This window comes from Vibrio sp. OPT46 (assembly GCF_015163535.1).
Lineage (GTDB): Bacteria > Pseudomonadota > Gammaproteobacteria > Enterobacterales > Vibrionaceae > Vibrio > Vibrio alginolyticus.
Genome location: NZ_JADDYG010000140.1, coordinates 3,589 through 6,560, shown reverse-complemented (window position 1 = coordinate 6,560; position 2,972 = coordinate 3,589). Strand labels below are relative to the sequence as shown.

1 protein-coding gene is annotated in these 2,972 nt (G+C 47.5%); it reads left to right on the top strand.

The window, feature by feature from the left end; translation table 11 throughout:
* Positions 1-2,924 (top strand): multidrug efflux RND transporter permease subunit VmeD (vmeD, locus tag IQR33_RS06265; protein WP_193843596.1); only part of this gene is annotated, 2,924 nt, incomplete at its 5' end.
* Between the last annotated feature and the right edge of the window lie 48 nt (positions 2,925-2,972).

Below are 2,972 nucleotides of genomic sequence, written 5' to 3'. Positions count from 1 at the left end.
TGGAGCAAGCGGTAGCGCAAGCCGATAATATTGATTACATGACTTCGCAATCGGTACTGGGTAAATCGACCATTACTGTAAACATGAAGTTGAATACTGACCCAAATGCGGCGTTGTCTGACATTCTGGCGAAAACCAACTCGGTACGTTCACAGCTACCAAAAGAAGCCGAAGACCCAACCGTAACCATGTCGACAGGTTCGACAACGGCGGTACTGTACATCGGCTTTACGAGTGACGAGTTATCTTCAAGCCAGATCACTGACTACCTTGAACGTGTAATCAACCCGCAGTTGTTCACCGTAAACGGTGTGTCCAAAGTTGACCTGTATGGTGGTATGAAGTACGCACTGCGCGTATGGCTAGATCCTGCCAAAATGGGCGCTTTGAAGTTGACCGCAACCGATGTGATGAGCGTTCTTAACGCCAACAACTACCAATCTGCAACCGGTCAAGCGACGGGTGAGTTCGTGCTTTATAACGGTAGCGCAGATACTCAGGTATCAAACGTTGCTGAACTTGAAGCATTGGTCGTGAAAACTGGTGAAGGGGATGTCATCCGCCTAGGTGATATCGCTAAAGTAACGCTAGAGAAGAGTCACGACGTTTATCGCGCAAGTGCAAACGGTCAAGAAGCTGTGGTTGCAGCGATCAACGCAGCGCCAAGTGCTAACCCAATCAACATTGCAGCAGACGTACTTGAACTGTTGCCTCAGCTTGAGCGCAATCTACCAAGTAACATCAAAATGAACGTAATGTACGACTCAACTATCGCCATCAACGAATCGATTCACGAAGTAGTGAAAACGATTCTTGAAGCAGCAGTAATCGTACTTGTGGTTATCACACTGTTCCTGGGCTCATTCCGCGCGGTAATCATTCCTATCGTGACCATTCCACTTTCATTGATTGGTGTGGCAATGGTGATGCAGGCAATGGGGTTCTCTTGGAACTTGATGACGCTACTGGCGATGGTGCTTGCCATCGGTCTGGTGGTGGATGACGCGATCGTTGTACTAGAAAACGTTGACCGTCACATCAAAGAAGGGGAATCGCCATTCCGAGCTGCAATTATTGGTACGCGTGAAATTGCGGTTCCAGTTATCGCGATGACATTGACGCTAGGTGCAGTGTACGCGCCGATCGCATTGATGGGTGGTATCACCGGTTCATTGTTCAAAGAGTTCGCTTTGACACTGGCAGGTTCAGTATTCGTATCCGGCATCATCGCTTTGACACTATCACCAATGATGTGTTCGAAGATGCTGAAGGCGAACGAGAAGCCAAGCAAGTTTGAGCAAAAAGTTCACCATATCCTTGATGGCATGACCACTCGTTACGAAGGCATGTTGAAAGCGGTAATGGCTCATCGTCCGGTTGTTATTGCGTTTGCAATCATTGTATTTGCAAGCTTACCGGTCTTGTTCAAGTTTATTCCTAGCGAACTAGCACCATCTGAAGATAAAGGTGTGGTCATGCTGATGGGTACCGCCCCATCAAACGCGAACTTGGACTATATCCAAAATACCATGGATGACGTAAACCAAATACTCTCAGATCAACCGGAGGTGGAATACGCACAGGTCTTTAATGGTGTACCAAACTCAAACCAAGCGTTTGGCCTAGCAACATTGAAGCCTTGGAGTGAACGAGAGGCAAGCCAATCTGAAATCACGAAACGTGTGGGTGGCCTAGTATCAAGTGTGCCTGGTATGTCTGTCACTGCATTCCAAATGCCAGAGCTTCCAGGTGCAGGCTCAGGTCTACCTGTTCAGTTTGTAATTACAACACCAAATAGCTTCGAGAGCTTGTTTACTATCGCTAGCGATATTCTAACCGATGTTGCAAGTAGCCCAATGTTTGTCTATTCCGACCTGGATTTGAACTACGATTCAGCAACGATGAAGATCAAGATCGATAAAGACAAAGCGGGTGCCTACGGTGTGACGATGCAAGACATTGGCATCACTCTCAGCACCATGATGGCAGATGGTTATGTAAACCGAATCGACCTGAATGGTCGCTCGTATGAGGTGATTCCTCAAGTTGAGCGTAAATGGCGTCTAAACCCAGAATCGATGAAGAACTACTATGTACGCTCTGTAGATGGTAAAGCGGTTCCATTAGGCAGTCTGATTACTATCGATGTGGTGGCTGAGCCTCGCTCTTTGCCACACTTCAACCAGCTAAACTCAGCGACTGTGGGTGCAGTACCATCGCCTAGTGTTGCTATGGGTGACGCAATCGACTGGTTTGAGAATATTGCACAAACCAAGCTGCCTGCAGGCTATAACCACGATTACATGGGCGAATCTCGTCAGTTTGTAACGGAAGGTAGTGCCTTGTATGCAACCTTCGGTCTTGCACTTGCGATCATCTTCCTCGTTCTGGCGATTCAATTTGAATCACTCCGCGACCCTATTGTCATCATGGTATCTGTACCTCTGGCAATCTGTGGTGCCTTGATCGCATTGGCCTGGGGTACAGCCTCGATGAACATCTACTCGCAGGTTGGTTTGATCACGCTGGTCGGCCTAATAACCAAGCACGGTATCTTGATCTGTGAAGTAGCCAAAGAAGAGCAGTTACATAATAAACGGTCTCGTATTGATGCGGTGATGAAAGCTGCGAAAGTGCGTCTTCGCCCTATCCTAATGACCACTGCAGCGATGATCGCAGGTTTGATCCCGTTGATGTACGCAACAGGTGCAGGTGCCGCGCAACGTTTCAGTATCGGTATCGTCATCGTTGCTGGCCTTGCAATCGGTACACTGTTCACACTATTCGTACTACCTGTGATTTACAGCTACCTAGCTGAAAAACACAAACCTCTGCCAGTATTTGTTGAAGACAAAGACTTGGAAAAGTTAGCGCGAGTTGACGAAGCGAAAGCAGCTCATCGTGAATTAGCGGATAACAGATAAGCTATTAAGGCATTCAAAAAGGTCACTTCGGTGGCCTTTTTTATTGCT